The 25,863-nt window shown below is 46.0% G+C and carries 25 protein-coding genes; 15 read left to right on the top strand and 10 right to left on the bottom strand.

Annotated features, from left to right (window positions below):
- Positions 1–19: 19 nt before the first annotated feature.
- Positions 20–742, top strand: a complete 723-nt coding sequence (locus ICN27_RS07360) for a sulfite exporter TauE/SafE family protein (protein ID WP_370624499.1) — start codon at positions 20–22, stop codon at positions 740–742.
- Here the strand turns inward: ICN27_RS07360 and ICN27_RS07355 are convergent.
- The 4 genes from ICN27_RS07355 to ICN27_RS07340 all read right to left on the bottom strand — a co-directional run bounded on the left by ICN27_RS07355 (position 739) and on the right by ICN27_RS07340 (position 5,862).
- Entirely contained in the window at positions 739–2,154 is a 1,416-nt protein-coding gene (locus tag ICN27_RS07355) for an FAD-binding oxidoreductase (RefSeq protein WP_216861257.1), read from the bottom strand. The two genes, ICN27_RS07360 and ICN27_RS07355, sit on opposite strands and share 4 nt — an antisense overlap.
- A 1-nt stretch (position 2,155) precedes the next feature.
- Positions 2,156–3,793 (bottom strand): thiamine pyrophosphate-binding protein, encoded by a 1,638-nt coding sequence (locus ICN27_RS07350; protein WP_255535067.1) that lies wholly within the window; start codon positions 3,791–3,793, stop codon positions 2,156–2,158.
- 11 nt (positions 3,794–3,804) lie between these two features.
- Positions 3,805–4,797, bottom strand: coding sequence for a tripartite tricarboxylate transporter substrate binding protein (locus ICN27_RS07345; protein ID WP_216269523.1), 993 nt, complete (start codon positions 4,795–4,797; stop codon positions 3,805–3,807).
- A 78-nt stretch (positions 4,798–4,875) separates the two neighbouring features.
- Positions 4,876–5,862: a tripartite tricarboxylate transporter substrate binding protein gene (locus ICN27_RS07340; protein ID WP_216269522.1), complete on the bottom strand. Its 987-nt coding sequence runs from the start codon at positions 5,860–5,862 to the stop codon at positions 4,876–4,878.
- Positions 5,863–6,149: 287 nt separating this feature from the next.
- Here ICN27_RS07340 and ICN27_RS07335 point away from each other — a divergent pair, with 287 nt between their 5' ends.
- The 7 genes from ICN27_RS07335 to ICN27_RS07305 all read left to right on the top strand — a co-directional run bounded on the left by ICN27_RS07335 (position 6,150) and on the right by ICN27_RS07305 (position 12,286).
- Positions 6,150–7,160, top strand: coding sequence for an Ldh family oxidoreductase (locus tag ICN27_RS07335; RefSeq protein WP_216269521.1), 1,011 nt, complete (start codon positions 6,150–6,152; stop codon positions 7,158–7,160).
- Between the two features lie 33 nt (positions 7,161–7,193).
- Complete coding sequence (locus ICN27_RS07330) at positions 7,194–7,475, top strand: SAF domain-containing protein (protein WP_015421504.1); 282 nt, start codon at positions 7,194–7,196, stop codon at positions 7,473–7,475.
- Positions 7,476–7,517: 42 nt separating this feature from the next.
- Positions 7,518–8,690, top strand: coding sequence for a UxaA family hydrolase (locus ICN27_RS07325; protein WP_215307912.1), 1,173 nt, complete (start codon positions 7,518–7,520; stop codon positions 8,688–8,690).
- Positions 8,691–8,699: 9 nt separating this feature from the next.
- Positions 8,700–9,419: a GntR family transcriptional regulator gene (locus ICN27_RS07320; protein ID WP_216269520.1), complete on the top strand. Its 720-nt coding sequence runs from the start codon at positions 8,700–8,702 to the stop codon at positions 9,417–9,419.
- Positions 9,420–9,423: 4 nt separating this feature from the next.
- A complete protein-coding gene (locus ICN27_RS07315) occupies positions 9,424–10,416 on the top strand; it encodes a YeiH family protein (protein WP_216269519.1) in 993 nt (330 codons plus the stop codon).
- Positions 10,417–10,500: 84 nt separating this feature from the next.
- Positions 10,501–11,760, top strand: a complete 1,260-nt coding sequence (gene soxC / locus ICN27_RS07310) for a sulfite dehydrogenase (protein WP_216269518.1) — start codon at positions 10,501–10,503, stop codon at positions 11,758–11,760.
- Entirely contained in the window at positions 11,750–12,286 is a 537-nt protein-coding gene (locus tag ICN27_RS07305; protein WP_216269517.1) for a c-type cytochrome, read from the top strand. Before soxC ends, ICN27_RS07305 begins: the two co-directional genes overlap by 11 nt.
- Before the next feature lie 19 nt (positions 12,287–12,305).
- On the opposite strand, the gene ICN27_RS07300 is transcribed toward ICN27_RS07305, so the two are convergent.
- Positions 12,306–12,470, bottom strand: coding sequence for a hypothetical protein (locus tag ICN27_RS07300; RefSeq protein ID WP_216269737.1), 165 nt, complete (start codon positions 12,468–12,470; stop codon positions 12,306–12,308).
- 106 nt (positions 12,471–12,576) lie between these two features.
- Positions 12,577–13,353, bottom strand: coding sequence for a ferredoxin--NADP reductase (locus tag ICN27_RS07295; protein WP_046330487.1), 777 nt, complete (start codon positions 13,351–13,353; stop codon positions 12,577–12,579).
- Between the two features lie 149 nt (positions 13,354–13,502).
- Here ICN27_RS07295 and ICN27_RS07290 point away from each other — a divergent pair, with 149 nt between their 5' ends.
- The 3 genes from ICN27_RS07290 to ICN27_RS07280 are packed head-to-tail and all read left to right on the top strand — an operon-like array spanning position 13,503 to position 14,782.
- Positions 13,503–13,775, top strand: a complete 273-nt coding sequence (locus tag ICN27_RS07290) for a hypothetical protein (RefSeq protein ID WP_216269516.1) — start codon at positions 13,503–13,505, stop codon at positions 13,773–13,775.
- A 40-nt stretch (positions 13,776–13,815) separates the two neighbouring features.
- A complete protein-coding gene (locus tag ICN27_RS07285) occupies positions 13,816–14,301 on the top strand; it encodes an isoprenylcysteine carboxylmethyltransferase family protein (protein WP_216269515.1) in 486 nt (161 codons plus the stop codon).
- Between the two features lie 28 nt (positions 14,302–14,329).
- A complete protein-coding gene (locus tag ICN27_RS07280) occupies positions 14,330–14,782 on the top strand; it encodes an OsmC family protein (protein WP_216269514.1) in 453 nt (150 codons plus the stop codon).
- 82 nt (positions 14,783–14,864) lie between these two features.
- Here ICN27_RS07280 and lysS read toward each other — a convergent pair whose 3' ends face one another.
- The 4 genes from lysS to ICN27_RS07260 all read right to left on the bottom strand — a co-directional run bounded on the left by lysS (position 14,865) and on the right by ICN27_RS07260 (position 20,290).
- On the bottom strand, positions 14,865–16,421 hold the full coding sequence (gene lysS, locus ICN27_RS07275; protein ID WP_216269513.1) for a lysine--tRNA ligase: 1,557 nt from the start codon (positions 16,419–16,421) through the stop codon (positions 14,865–14,867).
- Between the two features lie 34 nt (positions 16,422–16,455).
- Positions 16,456–17,560 (bottom strand): peptide chain release factor 2 gene (gene prfB, locus ICN27_RS07270; protein WP_215354197.1). Its coding sequence is split into 2 segments (ribosomal slippage): positions 16,456–17,478 and positions 17,480–17,560, totalling 1,104 coding nucleotides; the frame shifts between segments, so codons are not numbered across the junction.
- Positions 17,561–17,588: 28 nt separating this feature from the next.
- A complete protein-coding gene (recJ, locus tag ICN27_RS07265; RefSeq protein ID WP_216269512.1) occupies positions 17,589–19,334 on the bottom strand; it encodes a single-stranded-DNA-specific exonuclease RecJ in 1,746 nt (581 codons plus the stop codon).
- Positions 19,331–20,290, bottom strand: a complete 960-nt coding sequence (locus tag ICN27_RS07260) for a hypothetical protein (protein WP_255535066.1) — start codon at positions 20,288–20,290, stop codon at positions 19,331–19,333. The genes recJ and ICN27_RS07260 overlap by 4 nt, the downstream gene beginning before the upstream one ends.
- A 67-nt stretch (positions 20,291–20,357) precedes the next feature.
- On the opposite strand from ICN27_RS07260, the gene ICN27_RS07255 reads away from it, so the two are divergent.
- From ICN27_RS07255 to ICN27_RS07240, 4 genes are read left to right on the top strand one after another with little or no spacing between them, the layout of a single operon-like run.
- Entirely contained in the window at positions 20,358–21,620 is a 1,263-nt protein-coding gene (locus ICN27_RS07255; RefSeq protein ID WP_216269510.1) for a lipoprotein-releasing ABC transporter permease subunit, read from the top strand.
- Positions 21,613–22,308, top strand: coding sequence for a lipoprotein-releasing ABC transporter ATP-binding protein LolD (lolD, locus tag ICN27_RS07250; RefSeq protein WP_216269509.1), 696 nt, complete (start codon positions 21,613–21,615; stop codon positions 22,306–22,308). The genes ICN27_RS07255 and lolD overlap by 8 nt, the downstream gene beginning before the upstream one ends.
- The gene (locus ICN27_RS07245) at positions 22,305–23,165 is read left to right on the top strand and encodes a TatD family hydrolase (RefSeq protein WP_216269508.1); all 861 of its coding nucleotides are present in this window, start codon (positions 22,305–22,307) and stop codon (positions 23,163–23,165) included. The genes lolD and ICN27_RS07245 overlap by 4 nt, the downstream gene beginning before the upstream one ends.
- 4 nt (positions 23,166–23,169) lie before the next feature.
- Positions 23,170–25,668: a DNA internalization-related competence protein ComEC/Rec2 gene (locus ICN27_RS07240; RefSeq protein ID WP_255535065.1), complete on the top strand. Its 2,499-nt coding sequence runs from the start codon at positions 23,170–23,172 to the stop codon at positions 25,666–25,668.
- Positions 25,669–25,863 lie beyond the last annotated feature (195 nt).

The raw sequence follows: 25,863 nt of genomic DNA, 5'->3' as shown, positions 1-25,863 counted from the left end.
GATTGAGCCAGCCTCATTTGTGCTAGCAGCTTTAATAGTTCTTTGCGGATTTTTCATCTTTGGAATTTCTGGATTTGGCTCATCAATAGTATCTGTGCCATTATTGGTTCAGATGTATCCTCTCAAGGTTGTGGTTCCAATGATGGTCATCATTGATATCTGCGCCTCACTTTATGTCGGCAGGAAGTCATCCGGTGATGCGAATATTCAAGAATTGAAATGGCTCTTTCCTTTTAGCTTAATAGGAATGGTATTGGGTATCTTTTTATTGATAAAGGCGCCAAGCGAACCCTTACTGTTAATTCTTGGGACATTTGCAGCTATTAACGGTATTCGTGTTTTGGTTCAGAGGAATATCGAGTCTCGCGATCCGATTAATAAATGGTGGGCTATGCCATTTGGATTCTTTGGCGGTGTATTCACTGCGCTTTTTGCTACTGGCGGACCGGTATACGTCTCTTATCTTGGCTTAAGAATTAACAACCCCAAGGTACTTCGTGCAACTATGGCATTTGCTATTTTTATGCTGACTTTTTTACGGCTTACCTTGATGCTAGTTACGGGACTCATCTTGAGCTGGGATGTAATTGGTCTTGCGGTTTGCTTATTGCCGGTGACTTTCTTGGGAATTTGGGCGGGCTCCCATGTTCACACCAAGCTGAGCAATGCCTCTATGCGTATCGCCTATGGGTCAATATTAGTGTTTGCTGGTTCGATGTTATTAATTAAGCAGATTATCTAAAGAATTTTCCCTGGATTCATTATATTTTTTGGATCGAGTGCTTTTTTGATAGTTCGCATGAGTTCAATTTCCACGACACTTTTCCTGAGCGGTAATTCATCTTTTTTTGATTGCCCGATACCATGTTCAGCGGAAAATGATCCAGAATATCGATAGACTTCGTCGTGTATTAGTTGATTGATTGATGTGCGATTTTCCTCAATCCATCCTGACAGTTCGGGGGAGTTGGGTGCGAGATTGTAATGTAAATTACCATCCCCTAAGTGACCAAAAATGATGGTGTGTGCGTTGGGGTAATGCTTCTCAAGCTGCATTCCTGTACTTGCTATAAAGCTAGGAAGCGCGGAAATTGGCAGGGAAATATCGTGCTTAATAATAGTCCCAAGCCTTAGTTGCGCCTCGGGAATGCTCTCTCTAATAGACCACAAGTCTTTGCTTTGCTGTATCGAGTTTGCAATGATTGCATCAGTGATGAGGTCTGACTCAAAGGCTTCTGATAGCAGTGTCTCCATATGAGATTGGGATTTGACACCATCCTCCATACTGGAGAATTCGAGTAATACTGCCCAGCCTGATGCGGTATTTAGAAGCGAGTCAAAGTTTTTTGTGGTCTTGGGAATGAGACTCAATGCTCGAGTCGATATCAATTCAAATGCAGTGAGGTTTGCATTGCATGCCACTCTGGAAAGTTCAATAAATTCTATGGCAGATTCAATACTCGTTAGGCCAACTAGAGCTGTCGCCTTAGAGCGGGGCAGGGGATACAGTTTTAAAGTTGCTGCAGTGATGATTCCCAAGGTGCCTTCTGAGCCAACGTACAAATCTTTAAGGGCGTAGCCAGTGTTATCTTTTCGTAAGCTACGAAGACCATTAAAGATTTCTCCGCTAGGTGTAACCACCTCTAGACCTAAAGTAAGGTCTCGCATATTTCCATAGTGCAATACTTGAATGCCGCCTGCGTTGGTTGCAAGATTTCCACCAATGGTACAACTTCCTTCGGCGGCTAGGCTCAGTGGAAATAATTTGCCAGCCGCAACAGACGCCTCTTGAGCATGGGATAGAATTACGCCCGCCTCGACTGTAATGGCGGAGTTCTCTAGATCTATATTTCGAATTGCATTCAGCCTTGCAGTGCTGATGACAACAGAATTTCCGCTGTTGTCTGGAGTTGCCCCTCCGCATAGCCCAGTGTTCCCACCTTGGGGAACGATCGAGATGTCATGCGTTTGGCATAGTTTTACTAGGGCTGCAACCTCTTGCGTACTCTTGGGTTTGAGAACCGCTTTAGCTGAGCCAACAAAGCGCTTACCCCAGTCAATTAGATAAGGCTCTTTATCAGCATCGGAGATATAGACATAGTCAGTGCCAATGATTTCTTGGCACTGACGAATAAACGGGTCTATTGACTGCAAGTTAAATCTGCTTAATATTGGGTGCCGCTAGCCCATTAATCATGACATTAATGCAGGCGGGTAGTTTGCTTTCCATGGCTCTTTGCGCTGCGGGAAGAATCTCATCCGCATCCATTACTAATTCACCAAAACCCCCGAAAGCTTCACAGACTTTTTCATAGCGAGAAGGTAGTAACTCACAACCGATGGTTCTATCTTCTCCATATTCTCGAACTTGTATCTGGTACTCCGCATTCCACTTTGCATCATTGCCTATTACGAGGGTGAAGGGCAGTCGATAGCGAACGGCGGTATCAATTTCAGCGCTATGAAATCCAAAGGTGCCATCACCAATAACCGCAATAATGGGAACATTTGGTTTAGCCACGCTTGCAGCTACAGCAAAAGGAAGTCCTGCACCAATCGATCCTGCAACTCCATTAAGAACTCTATTTGGAGCCCTTAGACAGGCCTGAGCCCACTGACCAATTTCTCCACCATCACAAATTAATACGGAGTCTGGATTGCTATCTAAGATGACTTGCAGGGGTGTAAATGCTTGTACAGGATGAATTTTTCCAGATTCAGAGCTTAAGCTTGCCCAGGCTGTTGGGCGATGGTTAATTGCGGATTTCACAACTGCATTCCATTCCGACAGCGCGGCAGCTTGTAATGCTGGGAAATTTAGAATTGCTTCGATGGTTTCAGGTACGCTGCAGATCGTGGAGCCTATTAAGCGCTCACCCAATGCTCGCTTTACTCTATCGATTTCTTCTTTCTCGGGATCCACTTGAAGGAAGATGCAATCCTTGTTGATGCCTGGGCTTTGACCAAACTTGAGCGTGAAGTCTAATTTCTTGCCAAGTAATAAGATGCAATCTGCTTGGCTTAATATTTCCGAGAATGCCCCGAGGCCAGGGTCGCCAATGCCGCGTGGACTTTCCATGCCGATCACTGGAACTCCCAATGCATTTTCTAATGCCAGGAGTGTCGCTCTGCCTGTCTTTGACTGCATCATCGGTCCAGTAAGCACCAATGGTTTTTTTGCTTTCTGTAACTTAGTGATGATTTGAGAAATATCAGCAGCTGGTACTTCCATTTTCTTTGCTTTAAAGTCTGAGAGCTTTGGTAATGCGATGCCCTCTATCGATTGTGACTCCAGCACATCAGTTGGTAGGCTAAGATGCACTGGACCAGGCCTACCAGACCTGGCAATTTGAATTGCTTTGGCTATGTCTGAGGCAATATCTTCCGTCTTCTGGCAAGCCCATGAAGCCTTGGTGAGGGGTGCTGCAATATCAGCCTGCGCCATCTCTTGAAATGCCCCTTTCCCTAATTGATTGATAGGGGCGTGGCCTGATAGCAGAACAACTGGTGATTCAGACATGCTTGCTGTGTATAAGGCTGAAATTGCATTAGCATGGCCAGGCCCACCAGTGACCAAGGCAATGCCAACATCCCCTGTCAATCTAGCCCAGGCATCTGCCATATGAACTGCAGCTGCTTCATGCCTAGTATGAATTAGGTCAATATCCGAATCAAAAATTGCGTCATAAACAGGCATGATGTGGTTGCCTGAAAGGGTAAATATTTTTTTGACGCCCGCAATTTGAAGCGATTTAACTAAAACACTGGCGCCACTTTGATTATTTTTCATCATATGTCCAAAAATTATTTGATGCCCAATTGATTGCTTAGGCGCGAATACGAGGCGTATTGTGAAGCTGCAAATCTTTCTGTATCGGCTGGCGAAAGGATTCGAGGAATACCACCATAACGGACATTACCAGCCTGCCAACCTGCATCTTTCTCTGCGAGGGCTAATACCTCAGTCCATTTGGTAACAATTTCAGGAGGCATTTTTGGTGGGCCATACAGCGCACTCCATCCGACGATGGTTTCAAGCGAGGTCATGCCCGCTTCTTTTGCGGTGGGCACGTTAGGGATTTCTTTAACCCGCTCAGGAGTCGTTACAACAAGAGCTCGTAGTTTTCCTGCATTAATTTGAGTGAGAGCTGATGTTAGGTTCCCGCAACTAAAGTCTACTTCACGACTTAAAACAGCAAGCACGGCTTCTGATCCACCTTTGTAGCTAATATTAACTGCGGCATCAGGCTTTAATTTAAGTGTTTGCAACATGAGCTGTGGGGCAAAATTGAGGATAGTGCCGGGCCCTGAGGAGCTGTAATTGAGCTTTCCAGGTTGACTAACAATTGTCTTGGTGAGTTCTTCAAATGTTTTGTAGGGTGAGTCAGGGTGCACTACACAAACAACCGGATTTAACTCCAGCAAGCCAATAAATGTAAAGTCATTCCACTTGTAACTCAAATCAGATTTCATCGCTGGCAGCACTGCTTGCGAACCAACCCGTGCCAACAGAAGTGTGTAACCATCAGGCGCTGCATCTTTAACAAATTGCGAGCCAATGGCTCCACTTGCTCCGCCTTTATTCATTACAACAATAGATTGCTTTAAAGAGTTTTGCGCCACGGCTGCTAAATTTCTTGCGGACTGGTCTGCATCTCCACCAGCAACATATGGCACGACGATGGTAATGGGCTTAATAGGATAGTTTTGAGCAAATGCAGGAGCTGAAATGATGCAAGAAACAGATGCGGCTGCAGTTAAGATTTGGCGTATTGCGAAAGATAATGTAGATTTCATAGCATGTCCTCAAAGGAGTAAGGCGAAGAAATTGCAGATAAAAAAATGGCTGCAATAAATTGCAGCCATTTTGAATTACTACTGGGCGCTAATATTGCGACCTTTAATCACTTTTTCCCAGTTAGCTGATTCAGCTTTTATCTGGGCATCAAAGTCTTTCTGAGAATTCACCACTGGGCTTAAGCCATTAAGTTCCAAGCTCTTTTGCATGGCATCTGACTTCACTGCCTTAACGGTGGCGTCATAGATTTTGTCTGTAATGACCTTAGGAGTATTGGCCGGTGCAATCAAACCAAACCAACCGGTGCTTTCAAATCCAGGGATGCCACTTTCGGCAACTGTTGGAACATCGGGAAGTTGCTTGACGCGTTTAGCGCTAGTTACGGCAATCGGCTTAATTTGACCTGCTTTTGCAAAACCCGTTGCAGCTGTGAGGTTCCCAACCATAAAGTCTATTTGCCCTGACACTAAGTCATTGATAGCAGCAGATTCACCCTTGTAAGGTACATGGGTCGCCGGAATGTTGGCGGAATAGGTTAAGTTTTCAGCGGCCATATGAACCTGACTGCCGATGCCAGCAGATCCAAAATTCAGATCCTTGGTTTTTGCATAGGTAATAAATTCATTTAAATTCTTAACGGGGATTTTGCTGCTGACAGATAGCAGCATTGGACCGCTAGCAACGTTGGTAATGTTCACAAAATCTTTGCTGTAGTTAACCGGCAATTTTTTATACAAACTCGGATTCACGGTCAACATACTTCCTGAGGCCAGCATGATGGTGTAACCATCTGCAGGAGCTTGAGCTACAAATTCAGCAGCGATATTTCCACCAGCGCCACCTTTATTTTCAACAATGACGTTTTGTCCTAGATCTTTCGTCAACTGTTGGGCTAAGAGTCGGCCAAGAATATCAGTGGTTCCGCCAGCTGCAAAAGGAATAATTAACTTAATTGGCTTTGTTGGCCAGGACTGTGCTGTTGCTAATTGAGGTAATGCAAGGGTAAGTGCGCCTGCAAGTAATACTAAACGTCTACTTAAATTATATTTTTTATTCTCAAACATCGGTGATCTCCAGTGGTAATTTAATCTTTATATCTTAGCTAGTTAGCTATGAAAAAAATATACTCGTCTACTATTTAATAGTTATATGCTTATTCATTACTTCCGCCTCCTCCATCCATCCTGCAGCGCTTCGAGCTACTTCTTGCGCTGCACCACGAATTGGGTATTGCAAGATATCTAAATCATCTATATGATTCAGATATGTCAGTTATTTTGTTCCCTAAAGCTAGATCTAGTCAAGCCCTGAAAACCCTGCTTTTGAGCGACCCTATTCGTGGAGAGCATTCATGAATCTGAGCTATCCAGAGATTCTTGCGCTAGCAAACTCAGGGCTCAAAGCTGCTGGGATCAATTCAAAAGCAGCTTATGAGACTGCACAGTTTCTGGCGCTGGCGGAGTTAGATGGTTTGGCTTCGCATGGTTTGGCGAGAGTTTCACAATATGCTGCGCATGCGAAAAATGGCCGAATCGAGCTAGACCCCAAGTTAAGGGTCCGCCCATTTAAAACGGCAGCTGCTTTGGTCGATGCAAGTGATGGCCTAGCTTCCCCTGCACTTCGTTTTGCAACTGACCTATCAGTCAATCTAGCCTCCAAAAATGGTCTTGGTTTAGTAGCTGTAACTAATAGCCATCATTTTGGCGTTGCCGGGCATTATGTTGAGGCTGCAGCCCGAGCAGGTTATGCCTCTCTTCTATTTGGAAACACTCCAGCTGCAATGCCGATGGTTGGCGGTACAAAAGCAATCTTTGGAACCAACCCTCTAGCCGCAGCTTTCCCCACCGCTAGCAGCGACCCTTTAGTTATAGATATGTCACTTTCTGCTGTAGCTCGCGGAAAACTCCTGGTTGCTGCAAAAAATGGTCAAGCGATTCCAGAAGGGTGGGCATTGACTGCGGATGGCAAGCCAACTACTGATCCACAAGAAGGCTTAAAGGGTTTGATGCTTCCTTTGGGTGGTGATAAAGGGGCTTTGCTTGCTCTCATTGTTGAATTACTAGTTGTCGGACTTTCAGGGAGCCGCTTTTCTTATGAGGCAGATTCCTTTTTTGATCCTCAAGGCAATCGTCCGCGCATTGGTCAGCTGATATTGACTATGGATACTGGCTTGGCAGGTAAATCTGTTTTTGCCAGTCGCATTCAAGATTTCATCAATGTTCTAAGTGCCGACGCAGGAATTCGTCTTCCTGGGCAACGTCGTTTTCAGCAGCGTGCTGCAGGATTTAAGGGTGGTGTCACAGTTTCAGATGTGGTTGTGGAAGAAATTCAGACTGGCATCCGCCAGTCATGGACTGAGTAGTTTTTTATAAACGAGATTATTGAGGAGATAGTAATGATCCACTTTGTCGTGCATGAGCCAGCAGATGGCGTAGGTGTAGTAGTAGTTGAGGGTGTAAAGGCCGGAACTGACTTAATTGGTTGGGTCATGGATGGCGACCTTACTTTGAATATTAAGTCTGAAAGTGATATTCCTATTGGTCATAAAATTTCATTGAACGATTTCAAACCAGGTGACACGGTAATGAAATACGGCGTTGATATTGGCAAGGTAGTAGCCCCAATCAAAAAAGGCGAGCACCTTCACGTCCAAAACGTAAAAACTAAGCGCTGGTAATCCGGCACCTGACCTACCTATTCATTGAGAAAGATATAAAAAATGACTAATTTGAAAGACGCGACCTTCTTAGGTTATCGCCGTGAAAACGGCCGCATGGGTATTCGTAATCACGTATTGATTTTGCCTTTGGATGACTTATCCAATGCAGCCTGTGAAGCAGTAGCAAACAATATCAAAGGAACGATGGCGATCCCTCACTCCTATGGTCGTTTACAGTTCGGAGCTGACTTGGATTTACACTTTCGCACCTTAATTGGTACAGGTTCCAATCCGAACGTAGCTGCTGTAGTGGTAATCGGTATTGAGCCGCAGTGGACCAAAATTATCGTTGATGGCATTAAGGCATCAGGCAAGCCAGTTGAGGGATTCTGGATTGAAGGCAATGGAGACACAGCAACCATTGCTTCCGCAAGTAAAGCTGCTTACAACATGATGAAGCATGCATCTAAGCAAAAACGTGTTTCTGCTCCATTATCTGAGCTATGGGTTTCCACCAAATGCGGTGAATCCGATACAACTTCTGGATGTGGTGCAAACCCAACCGTAGGCGATGCTTTTGATAAGTTGTATGCAATTGGTTCAACCATGGTGTTTGGTGAAACTACTGAGTTAACTGGTGGCGAGCATTTGGTTGAAGCGCGTTGCCGTACTCCTGAGGTTAAGAAAAAGTTCCGCGAGATGTTTGATCGCTACCAGGATGTGATTGAGCGTCATAAGACGAGCGATCTGTCTGACTCTCAGCCAACCAAAGGCAATATTGCAGGTGGTTTAACAACCATCGAAGAAAAGGCCTTGGGCAATATCCAAAAAATTGGTAAAAAATGTATTGTGGATAGCGTGCTGGATAAGGGTGAAGAGCCAAAGATTCCTGGTTTGCATTTTATGGACTCATCATCAGCCGCCGCTGAAATGGTCACCTTGTGCGCAGCAGCTGGTTTTACCGCCCACTTCTTTCCAACAGGTCAGGGTAATGTGATCGGTAATGCAATTCTTCCAGTCATTAAGATTTGCGCTAATCCAAAGACTGTTCGTACTATGGGTGAGCATATCGACGTTGATGTGTCTGGCTTATTGCGTCGCGAAGAGAATATGGATCAGGCGGGAGATAAGTTGTTGGATTGCTTGAAGCGTACAGCCGATGGTGAGTTGACAGCTTCTGAAATTCTCGGTCACCGTGAGTTTGTATTGACTCGTTTATACGAATCAGCATAAGACTGCAGTATGAGAAACCTGACCGCTTACGAGGAAGTCAAGCTAAAGATCACCGAGGATTTGGTCAGGGGTCGATATCCTATGGGGCAGGCATTACCTGCTGAAAAGGATTTATCAAAAGAATTAGATGTATCTATAGGTACCCTGCGCAAAGCGGTGGATGAGTTGGTTGCCGAGGGCATCGTTGTCCGACGCCAAGGCAGGGGCACCTATGTTGTTGAGCATGATCTCAAAAGACTTTTATATTATTTTTTCCACATTGTTAAACACGATGCTGAGAAAAAGGTTTATCCGAAAGTTGAGCTAGTCTCCTTAAATAGCGCTACTGCCAATAAGGAAGAGGCGAGTAAGCTGGCGATAAAAGAGGGCGCACCCGTTTGGAGAATTACCAATCGCCTGTCATTGGAAGGGCAGTGCGTCATGATTGATCAGATCACCCTAGATAAAAAGCGGTTCAAGGAATTAACCCGTGCGGACTTTATTGATCGAAAAGGTAGCATCTACCAAATGTATCAAATGGAATACGGTCAAACCGTTGTGCGAAGTAGTGAGCGTTTGCGTGCTGGCTTAGCGGGTAAGCAACATGCTGAATGGCTTGGATTAAATCCAGACTCTCCCGTGCTGGTGATCAGAAGGGTGGCGCTGGGCATTCAGGATGAGCCTCTAGAGTGGCGTGTCTCGACTTTAAATACTACTCAACATGAGTATTTCAGTGAGTTAGTCGCTTAGCTTTATGTTGATCACCACTCGGAAGAATATTCCAGGACTTTTGGTTTGCTTGGTTATTGCCATGTCGACCAGTTTTCTTTCTGAGAACTATGGTGGCCCACAGTTGTTATATGCGCTACTGATTGGTTTATCACTTCATTTTCTATACCTCAATGAGGCAGTAAAGCCAGGGATTGATTTTTGTGCCAAAACGATCCTGCGTTTGGGCGTTGCGTTTCTAGGTATTCGGATTACATTTGCCGATATTGGTGCAATCGGTTTGAATACCGGATTAATGGTGATGTTTGCAGTTGCTGCCACGGTAGTCTTGGGATTCTTTCTGGCTAAATTCTTAAAGCTGTCTACAGACTTTGGGTTGATTGCGGGTGGATCCGTTGGTATTTGTGGAGCTTCAGCGGCCCTAGCAGTAGCTTCAGTTCTGCCCAAAACAAAAGAGAATGAGCGATTTACTCTGCTTGTAGTGGTTGGGGTAACTGTCCTCTCCACTATTGCCATGGTGGTATACCCTTTCGCATTGCAGTTGCTCGATATCACCGCTTTACCTGCAGGCATCTTTCTAGGAGCCACCATTCATGATGTGGCTCAGGTGGTTGCTGCAGGTATGTTGTTTGGTCCTGAGGCAGGTGATGTAGCAACTGTCGTTAAGCTTTTCCGTGTCGCCCTTTTGTTACCTGTTGTGTTGTTTATCTCTATTTTCTTTGGTGCTGAAAAATCATCTCAGCGCTTAGGGTGGGGTAGCCTACGTCTGATACCGACATTCTTATTGGGTTTTGTAGCGCTATCAGTCGTTGCCTCTATGCAGATTTTGCCAAGCTCCCTTACCCAATCTATTGGCGGAATATCCCGCTGGATGTTGGTGATTGCTATTGGTGCAGCTGGACTGAAAACAAACTTTCAGGAGTTGGCAAAGTTGGGTTGGCAACCAGTAGTCATGTTGCTAGTGGAAACCCTATTTATTGCCTCAATCGGCCTCATTTTTATTTTGAATCTTTCTTAATTGAATTGCTAATCATTATTTTGGCGGTATTCTTTTAAAAAGTGCTCATCAGTAATGCATGTATTTTGAAAAGGTGAATGACCTATGTCGGATAAAGGCTATATTGTTAGTCGTCGAAAATTTCTAAAAAATTCTGCTGGTGTTAGTGCAGGTCTTAGCGCTGCATTAGTCTCTGGCACCACCTTGGCTCAAGCCTCGGCAAGTGAGTTTTTAGAAGTAGACCCCTGGACTAAGGTGCAGGGCTCTACCTTCATCAATCCACCTTACGGCCTCCCCTCAAAATACGAAAAGAATGTAGTTCGAGTCTTACCGTCTCCTGCTCCCACTTTCTTAACGGGCTCTAGAACACCATTGCAAAATTTACATGGCATCATCACGCCAAATGGGCTCTTCTTTGAGAGGCATCATGCTGGTGTGCCTGATATCAATCCTGATCAGCATCGCTTAGTCATTCATGGCATGGTTGATAGGCCCCTGATGTTGACTATGGAAGACATTGTTCGTTTTCCGTCAGAATCTCGTATTTATTTTTTGGAGTGCTCCGGTAATAGTGCGGCTGAATTAAAGAAGGCAACGGGTAAAACTGCTCAGGAAATTCACGGACTACTTTCTTGTTGTGAGTGGACCGGGGTTCGTCTCTCGACTATCTTTCAAGAATGCGGAGTCCAGCCAGGCGCCACATGGGCCTTAGCCGAAGGTGCTGATGGCGCTGCAATGACTCGTAGTATTCCGATGAGCAAAATGATGGATGATGCGCTATTGGTTTATGCCCAGAATGGTGAGATGTTGCGGGCTGAGCAGGGCTATCCTTTGCGTCTATTGTTGCCGGGCTTTGAGGGGAATATGAGTATTAAGTGGCTAAGACGCCTTAAATTAGGCTCTGAACCCTGGCAAACTCGTGAAGAAACATCAGCCTATACCGACTTGCAAGCTGACGGCAAGGCTCTTCAATTTACTTTTGCTATGGATGTGAAGTCTGTAATAACGCAACCATCCGGCATGATGAAACTCAAGTCCAAGGGATTCTATGAAGTTTCAGGCGTTGCCTGGTCTGGTAACGGAAAGATTAAAAGGGTCGAAGTATCAACGGATGGTGGAAAGTCTTGGGCTGATGCTATCTTGCAAGAGCCGGTCATGGATAAATCTTTGGTACGCTTCCGCTATCCCTGGGTTTGGAATGGTGAACCGACTGTATTCATGAGTCGAGCGATCGACTCAAGTGGCGACACTCAGCCAAGTATGGAGGCTTTATTAAAGGCAAAAAGTCCTAATAGCTTTTATCACAACAATGCAATTCAGCCATGGCGTGTTGCTGCCAATGGGGAGATTACAAATGGTCGCTAAATCTTTTCTGAAGCTGCCTCTGGCTTTTGCATTGTCTGGAGTTTTAGTGGCTTGCTCGAGCGGATATCACGCTACCGGACCAGTTGGTCTTGGTAAGCCGGTTACCGAAAATCAAGTCAAAGCATGGAATATTGATGTTGGTCCCAGTGGAGCGGGTTTGCCCCCTGGGTCTGGCACAGCTGCAAGTGGTGAAGCCCTGTACCAGCAAAAATGTGCATCCTGCCATGGAGACAAAGGGCAAGGCGGAATCGCTAACCGATTGGTTGGTGGCGGCAACTTAAATACAGACAAGCCTGTTAAAACGGTGGGTAGTTTTTGGCCTTACGCTACAACGATATTTGACTATGTGAAGAGAGCCATGCCACATCAGGCACCGCAATCGCTGACAGATGATCAGGTGTATGCCCTAACTGCCTACATCTTGTATATGAATAAGATTGTTTCAAAAGATGAGGTAATGAATGCAAAGTCATTACCGTTGGTCAAGATGCCGAATCGAGATGGGTTTATTCCAGTCGTCAGATAAGCATCTGTGCCGAGTGTTCTTAAGCGTAAGAGTCCTCAAGCTCTTCCATCTTGATAGCGGTCATCAAGAACAGAATTCTGCGTTGAAAGTTTTTTCGTTCAGCTACATTCTCATGCGGCAAGCTATCGTGCTCACGCAATAACTGCATAATAATCGGGTTGTAGTGCTCTCGGACAGGTGACATCTCAGTTCCTTGGTAAATATCTTCTGAAGACTAATTTACCAAGGAGTCTATATATCCACAAGAAACATATAGCGATAACTACATTACTTTTGGATATATAGCTTACTTACTTTTCTACGAATGCACGCTCAAATACGTAGTCGCCTAATTGACCAAGGCTAGGGGATACCTTGAAGCCCTTGGAATCTAGCATCTCAGCAGTTTCTTTGAGCATGGATGGACTACCGCAGATCATGGCGCGATCGACTGCTGGATCTAGCGGGGGTAAGCCAATATCTTTAAAGAGTTGCCCTGATTCAATCGCAGTAGTTAAGCGACCGGTGTGCTTGAAAGCTTCGCGCGTCACTGTTGGGTAGTAGATTAATTTCTCACGAATGATTTCACCAATATATTCGTCTTGAGTGAGTTCATCTTTAATGTAATCACCATAAGCGAGTTCGCTTACCAAACGAACGCCATGAATCAAGACTACTTTCTCAAACTTCTCATACGTATCCGGATCGCGAATAATGCTCATGAAAGGTGCCAATCCTGTCCCGGTGCTAAATAAGTAGAGGTGTTTTCCTGGATTTAAGTCATCTATGACTAAGGTGCCCACGGATTTCTCGCTAACCAAAACGGGGTCGCCCACCTGAATCTTCTGAAGACGGGAGGTGAGGGGGCCATCTTGAACCTTGATACTTAAAAACTCCAAATGCTCTTCATAATTAGGGCTTGCCACACTGTAGGCGCGAACCAATGGCTTACCTTCAACTTCCAAGCCAATCATCAAAAAATGGCCACTACGGAAGCGTAAACCTTTGTTTCTCGTAGTAGTGAAGCTAAAAAGAGTGTCGTTCCAGTGATGAACGGTAAGGACGGTTTCGGTATTGTAGGCAGCCATAAATACTAATTATGAAGGTGTAAATCCTAATTATCCTCATTCTGGGAATGGTTCTATAGATAAAAAAGTATTTAGCATATAAAAAGGGATTCTTTTACTTATGCTGGCTAGCCCCCTATGATCAATCTATGCCCAATTGAGAGAATCATATGTCCGCAAATCCCACTATTCAAAAGCCCCTATTTCTCACCATCATCCAGATATTATTAGGTTTGGCTCTACTGAGCTTATCTACCCACCTGGCTCTAGAAAGTGCCCTCTATCTTGATGTCCTTAATCAGAACGGCCTAAATCAATACCATGCTTTTGGAGTGCTGGTTTGCCTTAGTTTCATTTCAGGCGTTTTCCTCATTGCACAACATGTCTTGACCCAGGATGAGGGTAGCGTTGATGAGCACTTTAATAAGGCTTTGCTGTACTGAATCCAGTTAGACTGTGGCCTTATCTTAATAAGGCCACGCTATGAGTTCATTGCCACATCAATCGATCTTTGAGAGAGGGGCATGGTATGTGGTGGTGCAGGGAATTCTGATTGGCCTCATCTTGTTTGGCCCTCAAGGTCCTCTTCTTGTTAGCTCAGAACCTATCACTTTCATTCTCAAGTCCTGTGGCATTGCGATTGCCTTGCTAGCCACTTTAATTATGGTGATTGCCGTCATTAATCTCGGCAAAAATCTCACCCCTTTGCCTTGCCCAAAAGACAATGCCGTCCTGATTCAGGATGGCTTATATCAATTTGTACGACACCCGATCTACTTTGGGGTGCTCTTAGCGGAACTAGCTTGGCTACTCATCTTCCCTGGCATTTATATATTGATCTATGCCATTAGCTTATTTTTCTTATTTGATATCAAGGCAAGGCGGGAAGAGGTCTGGCTGATAGAGCGTTTTCCAGATTACCGAGACTATCAGCGTAGAGTCAAAAAGTTAATTCCTGCTATCTATTAATATGGTGTTTTAAGTTATTGGAGTTTTTATGAGTGGCGAACCCTCCGTAAGACTAGTTCAGCAAGCTGATTATCAATTTGCTATTTATTACAACGAAGAACGTGATCCTATTTATGGGGATGAACCGCCACCCCTTGGAAAATCACAAGGTGCTACCCCATCACAGTTCTTGTTGGCAGGTGTGGCTAACTGCTTGTCTGATTCACTGCTCTTTGCGCTCAGAAAGTTTAAGCAAAATCCCGAACCGATTGAAACAAAGGCTAGTTGTGAAATAGGTAGGAATGCAGAAAACCGTTTACGCATATTGGCTATCAATGTAGAGATTCGGATTGGCGTACCGGGCAATACCCTTGATAATCTTGAGCGTGTATTGGCTCAGTTTCAGGACTTCTGTACTGTATCTTCTAGTGTTAGCTTAGGTATTCCAGTGAATGTGACTGTCATTGATAGTAAGGGCGCGAAGTTATATCCAGCTGTTTAACCATTCCTGGTGCAGTCGAGAAAAAAGCCGCAGAGCTTGAATTCTGCGGCTTTTGATTTCTGGATCAAGGTATTCGAGCCGCTTACTCTTCCTCGCGACGTAGATGCGGGAACAAAATCACATCACGAATATTAGGTACGTCAGTTAGCAGCATGACTAAACGGTCAATGCCGATACCGCAACCACCAGTCGGAGGCATGCCATATTCCAGTGCACGAATGAAGTCATGGTCAAAGTACATTGCCTCTTCATCACCCGCTTCTTTTTGTTCTACTTGCTTACGGAAGCGATTGGCTTGATCTTCAGCATCATTTAACTCTGAAAAGCCGTTGGCGATTTCGCGACCAGTAATGAATAATTCAAAGCGCTCGGTAATCCCAGGGCGGGTATCGGATTCACGGGCAAGAGGACTTACTTCGATTGGGTAATCGATGATGTAAGTTGGCTCCCATAGGTGTGACTCGGCAACTAACTCAAAGAGAGCTAATTGAAGAGCGCCAATGCCAGCATTCTTAAGGGTAGGGGAGTCTGGGTTCTCGCCACCTTTTTTCAATTCAGAGCGAATGAATGCAGCATCTTCTAATTGAGCCGCTTCATAACTCTTGTTTGATTGGCCACAATATTTCAGGATGGCTTCAGTAATCGTTAGGCGCTGAAATGGCTTGCTGAGATCCAGTTCACGACCTTGGTGGGTCAAAACAGCAGTACCCTGCGCATCCATTGCGGCAGCACGAATTAAGCTCTCTGTAAAATCCATCAGCCAACGGTAATCAGTATAAGCCGCATAGAATTCCATCATGGTAAATTCTGGATTGTGGCGTGGGCTCACACCCTCGTTTCGGAAGTTGCGGTTAATCTCAAACACACGCTCAAAGCCGCCCACTACTAAACGCTTCAAATATAACTCTGGGGCAATGCGCAAGAACATTTGCATGTCCAAAGCATTGTGATGCGTAATGAAAGGCTTAGCCGTAGCGCCACCAGGGATTGGGTGGAGCATAGGCGTCTCTACTTCCATGAAGTCTGCATCGAGCATATGGCGACGCAAAGAAGCAATCGTATTGCTACGCGCTCTGAAAGTATTGCGACTTTCTGGATTGACGATCAAATCAACGTAACGTTGGCGATACTTGGTCTCTAGGTCTGATAGACCATGAAACTTATCTGGCAGTGGACGTAAAGACTTGCTTAATAGACGCAGCTTGCTACATTCGACTGAGAGTTCACCTTTGTTAGTTTTGAACAAATTGCCTTCAGCAGAGATAAAGTCACCCATATCCCAGTGCTTAAATGCACCATGAATATCGGCACCACTGATTTCATCATTAATGTAGAACTGAATTTGGCCACTACGATCTTGAATGGTGGCAAAGCTTGCCTTACCCATCACCCGCTTGAGTACCATGCGGCCAGCCACTTTGACATGCACCTTCTTGGCGGCTAATTCTTCTTTGGTAAGACTGTCGTAGTGAGTGTGAAGATCTGCGGCTAAGTGGGTTGGTACGAAGTCGTTCGGAAATGCGATACCGCCTTCACGTAACTTGGCTAATTTCTCACGACGCTCGGCAATGATATGGTTTTCATCTACAGCTTCAGTAGCTGCAGCTTGGTTGGGAGTTGAATTCACTTGATCGTTCATATGGAATATTAATAACTGGAATGGGGGTACTGCATCAAACGCCTTGCTTCAGGCTGGCTTCAATAAAGGCATCAAGGTCACCATCTAATACCTTTTGTGTATTTGAAATCTCTACGTTAGTACGTAAGTCTTTAATCCGACTTTGATCCAGTACGTAGGAGCGGATCTGATGACCCCAGCCCACATCGGTTTTACTAGCCTCAAGCTTATCTTGCTCAGCACGACGTTTTTGCATCTCGTGCTCATACAAGCGAGATTTGAGCATCGTCATTGCTTCAGCCCTATTACGGTGCTGACTTCGATCGTTCTGACACTGCACCACGATTCCGGTGGGCAGGTGGGTTAAGCGAACAGCGGAGTCGGTTTTATTAATGTGCTGTCCACCCGCACCAGAGGCACGATAGGTGTCGGTACGAATATCTGCTGGATTAACGTCAATCTCAATCGAGTCATCAATCTCTGGGTATACGTAGATACTGGCAAAAGAAGTATGGCGACCATTAGAGGAATCAAAAGGTGACTTGCGTACCAAACGGTGCACACCAGTTTCTGAGCGTAGGTGTCCGTAAGCATATTCACCATCCACCTTGATAGTGGCACTCTTGATGCCGGCAACATCGCCATCGGATTCTTCTAGGATTTCTGTCTTGTAGCCTTTGCGCTCGCAATATTTAAGATATTGGCGTAAAAGTATGCTGGCCCAGTCGCAGGCCTCTGTTCCACCAGCGCCTGCTTGAACATCGATAAAGCAATTACAAGAATCCATTTCGTTATGGAACATACGGCGGAACTCGAGATCATGAATAATTTTGCTATAGCTTTCGACGTCTTGTTCGATAGCAGCAATAGTTTCAAAATCACTTTCTTCTTTAGCCATATCGAATAATTCGAGGGCGCCAGTGATGTTGCTATTTAAATCGGTGAGAGTGGCAACAACACCATCGAGCAATTTCTTCTCTTTACCGAGGGCCTGCGCTTTTTTTTGATCATCCCAGATAGTGGGATCTTCAAGAATAGAGTTAACTTCAGTAAGGCGTCGTGACTTTACTTCGAAGTCAAAGATACCCCCGAAGTGCTTGCTCACGGGTGAGCAGATCGGACAGGGTATTTGAAATAATGTTGAGTTGTTCGGCTTCCATCCCCTGATTATAAGGGGGTTATTGCAGCCTAAGCCTCGTCGTGGGCCTCAATCATGAGTTGTACGCGTGCCTGCCCTTGAAAACGGTCGGTGACTAGGCGATAGGCCAGCTTGGCCTTGGCTGGCAAGGGTTGGGTGTGGTTAAACCAGACCCCAGTAAATGGTTTGCTAGCCATTGGACCGCTTCCGATCGGGCGTAGCTGCAGGCGCAGATGCTTTTCTTTCATGAGGCTTTGCTGCCCAATCTCAAATTCCCCATAAAAAATGGGTTGAGGAAAGCCTTGCCCCCAGATTTCTTCAGCCAGGAGATCGCCGGTTTCGGGTGTGAATTCAGATAGATCTAGTGGCCCATCATGAATATGGCGACGCTCTAACAATTCATCACTCAGTAAGCCGTTCGCAACTTGCTGAAACACGGTATCAAACTTTTCAAAATCGGATTTTCTAATGCTAAGGCCTGCCGCCATGGCGTGGCCACCAAACTTCAGAATTAAGCCAGGCTCACGCTTAGAAACAATATCTAAGGCATCGCGCAGATGAAAACCTGTCAGCGATCTCCCGGAGCCACGCAATTCTTCTCCGCTAGCACCATCAGCCGGAGCAAAGACAATCGCGGGACGATTAAATCGTTCTTTCAGGCGAGAGGCCACGATACCAACCACCCCCTGGTGCCACTCTGGATTCCAAAGACAGATGCTAGAGCGCTCTGCCATCGTGCCTGCTAATTGATCCTCAGCAAGATGAGCGAGAGCGGCTTCTTGCATGCCGCCTTCAATAACGCGTCGCTCGCGATTGATGCGATCAAGTTCATAAGCCAGCTCAATGGCTTGCTCAGGCTTATCGCAAATTAATAAGCGAATACCTAAAGTCATATCCGCCAGACGTCCTGCTGCATTTAAGCGAGGACCGATAGCAAAACCTAAGTCAAAGGTATTCGCTTTGCGAGGATCGCGCACAGCCGCCTGGAACAGCGCCTGAATACCTGCCTGAGATACTCCCGAACGAATACGCTTGAGGCCATTAGAAACCAAGATGCGATTATTGCGATCAAGCTGTGCCACATCCGCTACGGTGCCTAAGGCCACGAGATCCAAGAGGTTCTCAATCTTAGGTTGAGTCTCAGCAGTAAATTTACCGCGCTGACGAAGCTCTGCACGAAGTGCCACTAATAAATAGAACATCACACCTACACCGGCAAGGGCTTTGCTCGGAAAGCTGCAGCCTGGTTGATTGGGATTAACGATTGCAGTGGCTTTAGGTAGTCGATCTCCTGGAAGATGGTGGTCGGTCACGATGACTTCCATTCCTAGCTCGCGGGCTCGATCTACCCCAGCTTCGCTAGCAATGCCGTTATCGACTGTAATGAGATATTTAGGTTTAGGGTCTTGCTGAGCGGCAAGATCAACAACCTCTGGAGTTAGTCCATAGCCCATCGTAAAGCGATTAGGCACCAAGAACTGAATGGGAGTATTTGGTCCACCCAACATCTTTAATCCACGCAGAGCAACAGCACATGCAGTAGCGCCATCGCAGTCATAGTCTGCTACTACCAGCATAGACTCTTTGCGCTCCAAAATATCGGCTAGCAGGGTGGCAGTACTGATGCAGTTTTTGAGTTCGACTGGCGAGAGTAGTTGCTTTAGATCTAAAGAGAGTTGATCTGGCTTATCGATGCCGCGAGCTGCGTACAGCCTCGCTAGCAATGGGTGCAGACCACTTTGCTGTAACCAGCTAGCTGTGCGATCAGAGAAGGGACGCTGAGAGAATAGACTCATGATGAAATAATTTTTTGCCAAGTTAAGGGTTCTGATTTTTTCCAGAAGGCCCATGACTGTTTATTTAAGTCCTTGGAAGTGAAAATTCTGTGGCGAGTTTGACCCTTGGGAAAATCAATCACTTCGATTTCATCTAACTCATTACCCAAGAGTGCTGCTCTTAAGTTACCCCAAATACTCTCAGGGCGATCAATCCATGCAAAGGTATTTTGCAGATTTGAGAAATCAATTTCACGCTGCTGAGGGATTGCAAGGTATTTAGCTAAGCCAGCCAAGAGGGGATGATCTCCGTATATCTGGTCTACATTCTCCAGCAATGGGGGAGTCTGGATATCAGCTAGTTTTCCGATACCGCTAATCCATAAGGAGTTGATGCTGGGATATCCACGTTGTTCGCGCTCCTGATTGACTGGATCAATGTGCCAAAGCATTTGAATTTCATTTTGGAGTTTGCGCCAAAGCTTAGCAACTCCAGTCACGTTTGTGTCGCGCGGCATCCACCAATCAATATTGCGACCATGCGCTTGATCAATAGAGTGCGTTGCAAGACTGATAAATGGACCTGCTGGAATGAACCAATCACGCTGCCCCTGAAATAACACCTTGTTTCTAAAATCTTCTTCGATGAAGGGGAGGGCAACTTGCAGCAAACTAGCAGATTCATTTGCTGTTAGATCAATCTGACTTTGAGCCATCAAGATTAAATGATCCCGGGTAGCATGAAAGTGGACTGGCTGAAGACAAGCAATCACTTCATTTGGGTTAACTATGAGGCCGCTTTGGCCTAATAGTAAGACCGGGGCAATCGGCAGTCGATCACCTAGTAGAAAGCGCTCTTGTGGAAGTCCGCTGGGCGGGGTATTACCCTCTAATCCCGCATCAATAGCATCTTCTCCCGACACCATCAGGGTAAAGCGTCGCAAAGAACTTGTAAGGAGGGTCAAATTGGTAGTCATTCCCCTGATTTTAGGTGGCATTTACAGAAACCATCTGTTTGCTCGTTTAATTCACTAAACTGTAAGCATGTTGAGACTTCCCATTGAGCTAGAAATTGGCCTGCGCTATACCCGATCTAAGCGTCGCAAGACGGTGGGTAAGCGTGATGGCTTCCTCTCTTTTATTTCTGGAATCTCCACTGCAGGTATCGCTTTGGGCGTTGCTGCCCTGATTGTGGTGCTTTCAGTCATGAATGGCTTTCAGAAGGAGGTGCGCGACCGCATGTTATCCGTCCTTTCTCACGTTGAAATTACTGCCCCAGATGGTTTGGCCAATTGGGAGCCGATTGCACTCAAGGTTGCTGCCCAGCCGCACGTAGTGGGTGTTGCGCCAATGGTCAGCTCGCAAGGTTTGCTCAGTCGCGAGAATGTGATGCGTGGCGTGTCTATTCGGGGAGTGTTGCCAAGTGAAGAGGGCAAAGTCTCTGATTTACCTAAACAGTTTGTTGCTGGCAGCATTGAGGATCTCAAGCCAGGGGCGTTTAGTGTTGCCTTGGGGGCACAGCTTGCCAATATGGTTGGCGCACGGGTTGGCGATCGCATTAACTTAATCGTGCCAGAGAGTGATCTCACTCCAGCAGGTGCCATGCCCAGAATGCGGACGCTTCAAGTCGTCGGCATCGTGGACAGCGGTCATTATGAATACGACAGCTCTTTAGCCATCATGCACTGGAAAGATGCTGCAGCTTTACTGCGCTTACAAGACCCATCCGGCTTACGCGTGAAGGTCGATGATATGCAGCGTGCACCAGAGATAGCTTCTGAATTAGTCCAAGTTGTTCCACAAGCTTTGTGGGTGAGTGACTGGTCGCGTTCCAATCGCAATTGGTTTGCTGCTGTTCAAACAGAACGAAAGATGATGTTCATCATCCTCACCTTGATTATTGCGGTAGCTGCTTTTAATTTGGTATCCACCTTGGTAATGACAGTGAATGAGAAACAAGCTGACATTGCCATCTTAAGAACGATGGGCGCAAGTCCTGGACTTATTCAGCGAATCTTCTTGGTACAAGGTTTGGCGATTGGTCTACTAGGTTCTTTAGCCGGAGTTGGCTTAGGTCTCCTAATTGCGTTAAACATCGATGTGATTGTTCCTGCAATTGAAGCTATCTTCCGCGTGCGTTTCTTGCCACGCGATGTGTACTTTATTAGTGAGTTGCCATCGGACGTTCGTTTATCTGATGTTCTTACTGTTGGCCTTATGGCTTTTGGCCTTTCTGTATTGGCTACACTCTACCCAAGTCGACGAGCCGCTCAAGTTCAGCCTGCGGAGGCATTGCGCTATGAGTGATCCCAATCAAATCATTTTGAGTGCGTCGGGCCTTGCAAAGACCTATGGCAAAGGGTCGACTGCAGTTGATGTCCTAAAAGAAATTGATTTACAGGTAAGCGCTTCCGAGAAGGTGGCCATCGTTGGCTCTTCTGGTTCAGGCAAAAGCACTTTATTGCATCTACTAGGCGGCTTAGATACTCCAAGTGCAGGTACCGTGATACTTGCTGGGCAGAATCTTCATCAATTGCCAGTAAGCAAATTAGATCAACTACGTAATCACAGTCTGGGGTTTATTTACCAGTTCCACCATCTTTTGGATGAATTCAGTGCCATTGAGAATGTGGCGCTACCTTTGCGTATTCGGGGCCTAAGTAATGAAGAGTCCATGGAACGAGCAAGCACAATGTTGCATGCAGTTGGTCTAGCAAAGCGTGTTCAACACACGCCAGGTGAACTGTCTGGTGGTGAGCGTCAGCGTGTTGCAGTGGCCCGCGCACTAGTGGGTAATCCTTCTTGTGTTTTAGCGGATGAGCCAACGGGTAATCTTGATACCGAAACTGCCGATGGCGTATTTGACTTGATGTTGGATATTGCTCGTGAGCAGGGTACCGCTTTTGTGATTGTGACCCATGATCCTATTCGTGCTAAACGTTGTGACCGGATTTTGCATTTAGAGCGCGGAGTATTAAAGACCTTCGCACAATGAGCGAGGTGAATGCAGACCTTGCATGGGTGGATACCCATTGCCATGTAGATGCGCCTGAGTTTAAGGATGTCCTGCCGAGAATTATTTCAGGTGCGGCGGATAAAGGCGTTAAAGCCATTCTGCTACCTACAGTTCAGGCTTCCGATTGGAATCCAGCCAAAACTTTAGCAAACCAGTACGGCAATCAAATCCCAGGATTGGTGTACACGCTAGGTATTCATCCGCTTTATATCAATCGAGCGCAAGAGAGTGATATCGGTGCTCTTAAAAATCAAATTGAGCAATCACTGGATGATCCTCGATTTGTAGCTATTGGTGAGATCGGCTTGGATTATTTTGTGGAGGGACTCGACCCTCAGCGGCAAGAATTTTTCTTTCACAAGCAATTGGATTTGGCGCAGCAATTTCAGTTGCCGGTGATTTTGCATGTGCGTCGTTCACAGGATGCCATTCTGAAAGCTCTGCGTAAAAGAACCGTTTCTAGCGGTATAGCGCATGCCTTCAATGGTAGTCATCAGCAAGCTGAGCAATTTATTGCACTAGGATTTAGGCTTGGATTTGGTGGTGCTGCAACCTATGATCGGGCATTGCAGATTCGCCGTCTCTTAAAAGAGCTGCCACTAGAAAGTATTGTTACTGAAACTGATGCGCCGGATATACCGCCAGCCTGGCTCAAAGAGGAGGGCGGTCGATTCAATGAGCCTGCTTTACTCCCTAGAATTGCGCAGCAATTAGCAGGTATTCGCGGAATCAGCGATGAAATATTTTCAAAAGTAGTTTGGCAAAATGCCATGCAAGCATTGCCCCGTTGGTCATCCCTAATGACTGACAATCCAAACCTACAATCCGCTTCTTAAGAACTTGCGCATCAATATTGCGGCGTTTATCGCCGGGGGATCGCTACTTCTACTTTTACCGACTGTGCCAGAGTATTGGCGCTGGATGTGCGCGGTAACTATCATTGTTTCTCTATTGGGTTTTTACCTTAATCGCCCATTGGTCCAATATCGCCATGCTAGCAGCCTATTACTGGCAGTCTGTTGTTGCGCCTTGGGATTTGCTTGGAGCGCATATTACGCACAGGATCGTTTAAGCAATATCCTAGCCTTAGAGCATGAGGGTAAAGACCTTGTGCTCGAAGGCAGGGTCAATGCTTTACCCCAGAGCGCTTCTAGCGGCGCAAAGTTTTCTTTTGAGGTGGATCAGGCATTTTTGGGGCGCAAGAGAATTGAATCATTTCCTCCGCAGGTCTATTTGAGTTGGCAGCCTGCATGGCGCAATCCTCAGGATGTGCCGGAAGTCATTCCAGGTCAGCGCTGGGAATTTAAGGTCAAAATTAAAAGACCTTATGGATCTCTGAATCCCCATACTTTTGATTTTGAGCGCTGGTCATTTCATCAAGACTTTGGTGCAAGTGGGTCAGTTAGGTCAGGACAATTAATTCTTGAGAAGGATATTGCTTTTACAGAATTTGCTCTAGCCATGGAGTATCAGCGCTGGAAGTTAAGGCAAAAGATTCAGCGCTTACTATCAAAAGATGCTCGTTATGGCGGAGTAATTGCTGCCTTAGTGATGGGAGATCAAAATGCAATCGACCAAGAAGATTGGCGTGTATTTAATGCTACTGGAATTGGGCATCTCATCTCCATATCAGGTCTTCATGTCACGATGTTGGCAGGATTTGGCGCTATGCTCGCCACATTTATCTGGCGTCGCAACACACTGCCGCTCTCGGTTCCGGTTGGCAAGGTCGCAGCTGCAGTAGGATTTTTGACAGCCTTCGTGTATGCGTGGCTGGCAGGCTTTCAGATTCCTGCGCAGCGAACGATGTATATGGTCGGGGTAGTTGCCTTCGCCTTATGGTCTGGCAGAAATCCTCGTTCATTTGATATCTGGTGGTGGGCTCTATTTTTTGTACTAGTGATTGATCCGATGGCCACTTATACGCCGGGGTTCTGGCTTTCGTTTGGAGCGGTAGCTGCGATTTTGTATGCCATGCAGGATTCTGCTGGCTTGTTGGGCTTACCTACTGGTAGAGAGCTGGAGGTTCATTGGAGAAATAGGGTGATTCAAGCGCTCCGTGAAGCATGCCGAGTTCAAGCGGTTGTCACCATTGCACTTTTACCATTGACCTTGTATTGGTTTTATCAAGTTTCGATTGTTTCGCCCCTGGCGAATGCTATTGCTATCCCTGTAGTGAGCTACATCGTGACCCCCTTAGCTATTGCTGGCGCCTTGTTGCCTGACTTCATTGGTAAGTACTTATTGATACCAGCGCATGCCACGATGGACTACTTAGCAATCATGCTTGCGTGGATGGCTAGCTGGAAATGGTCAATCGCTTGGTCCAGCCAGCCAGCTTGGTGGGCGATAGCCTTATCGACCATCGGAATCCTTATAGCGATTCGTCCCGGATCTATTCAGGAGAGTTGGATGTCAAGAATAGCGGGCCTCGTATTGTGCGTAACCCTATTTATTCAGTTGTCGACTAGTGCTCATTTAGAAAAAGGCGAGTTTCGCGCAACGGTACTCGATATCAGCCAAGGCACGGCAGTCCTAATTGAAACTAAAACAAAGCGACTGCTATATGACACCGGACCGATTCAGGGAAAAGATAATGCTGGACAAAGAATCATCCTGCCGTATTTGAGGGGGAGAGGAATCAATCACATTGATCGCATGGTCATTAGTCATAGTGATAGCGATCACATTGGAGGTGCCGCAACTCTGCTCAAAGAAATCAGATTTGATTTCATGATGGGATCTTTGCCAAGCACTAATCCATTACTCGAGAATTTGAAGGAGAGAAAGATTCCCGCAATTCCCTGCCGCTTTGGTCAGCAATGGTCATGGGATGGGGTTGACTTTCATATTTGGCATCCTCATGAGCATACCAATTTTGAGGATCACCACCCCAGAAAGCCTAATGAAGTCAGTTGCGTTCTGGAAGTTCGTAATCAAACTGCTTCATTTTGGTTAACGGGTGATGTTGAAAAGCAGGGTGAGGCCGAAATCACTGAGCGCTTAACTCAAAAAGCCCTCAATCATTTAAGGAATAAGAATTTGATATTCATGGCACCGCACCACGGTAGCAAAACATCCTCTTCTCAAGAGCTCTTAACGGCACTCAGTCCCGATGAAGCATTTGCACAGAACGGGTATCGCAATCGTTATGGACATCCTCACTCATCAGTAACAGCCCGATACCAAAGTATGAATATTCCGTTTTATCAAACACCAAATACTGGTGCGCAGGTTTGGAGTTTTTATAATGCGAACAAGTTAAATAAAGCCCCCCTATTTCAGAGAGGGTATTCGCAAAGGCTGTGGCATCGCCCTCCGATAGAAGTGGGTAAATAAGTATTAGCCTATGACCGTCGGGTTATGAGTGCGTAATTCCCGAGTGACAGGCTGCTGATAGCATTTTAAATAGAGGCTTACAGGTCGGCAGTAAAAATATCATCAAGCTCACCATCAAACTGGGAAGCCCTAAAAAGAGCTAAAAACCACCCGAAGGTGGTTTGGCGATTATTGGTGATTCAGGGGGAAGTTGCC

Origin of the sequence: Polynucleobacter sp. Nonnen-W13 (genome assembly GCF_018881735.1) — a bacterium.
Lineage (GTDB): Bacteria > Pseudomonadota > Gammaproteobacteria > Burkholderiales > Burkholderiaceae > Polynucleobacter.
The sequence above is the reverse complement of the archived record's forward strand: the minus strand, read 5'-3'. Positions and strand labels throughout refer to the sequence as shown.